Source organism: Streptomyces sp. SP17BM10, assembly GCF_036322405.1.
In the GTDB taxonomy this organism is placed as follows: domain Bacteria; phylum Actinomycetota; class Actinomycetes; order Streptomycetales; family Streptomycetaceae; genus Kitasatospora.
This window is the reverse complement of the sequence record NZ_JAQYXB010000039.1, coordinates 1-448: the sequence shown is the minus strand read 5'-3', so window position 1 is coordinate 448 and position 448 is coordinate 1. Positions and strand designations below refer to the sequence as shown.

Annotated in this window: 1 pseudogene; it reads right to left on the bottom strand. The window is 75.2% G+C overall.

The features are described from left to right. Positions 1 to 448: pseudogene (locus tag PUR71_RS00125) on the bottom strand (electron transfer flavoprotein subunit alpha/FixB family protein); the annotation flags it as partial.

Below are 448 nucleotides of genomic sequence, written 5' to 3'. Positions count from 1 at the left end.
GAGCTCCTCGACGACGCCGAAGCCCTCGGCGGCACCGACGCCGCGGCCGCCGGAGACGACGATGGCGGCCTCGGTCAGCTCCGGGCGGCCGGTCGAGACGCGCGGGGTGCGGGAGACGACCTTGGCGGCGTTGCCGGTGAACTCCACCGACACGTTCTCGACCGCGCCGGCGGCCGGGGCGGCCTCGGGGGCCACGGCGTTCGGCTTGACGGTGATGACCGGCGCGCCCTTGGTGACGGTGGACTTCACCTGGAAGGACGCGGCGAACACCGACTGCGTGGCGACCGGAGCGCCGTCGCCGGCCTCCAGGTCGACCGCGTCGGTGATGATGCCGGAGCCGAGGCGCAGGGCGACGCGGGCGGCGATCTCCTTGCCCTCGCCGGACGAGGTGACCAGGACGGCGGCCGGGGCGCCGGTCTTGGCGATCTGGGCCAGGGCGTCCACCTTG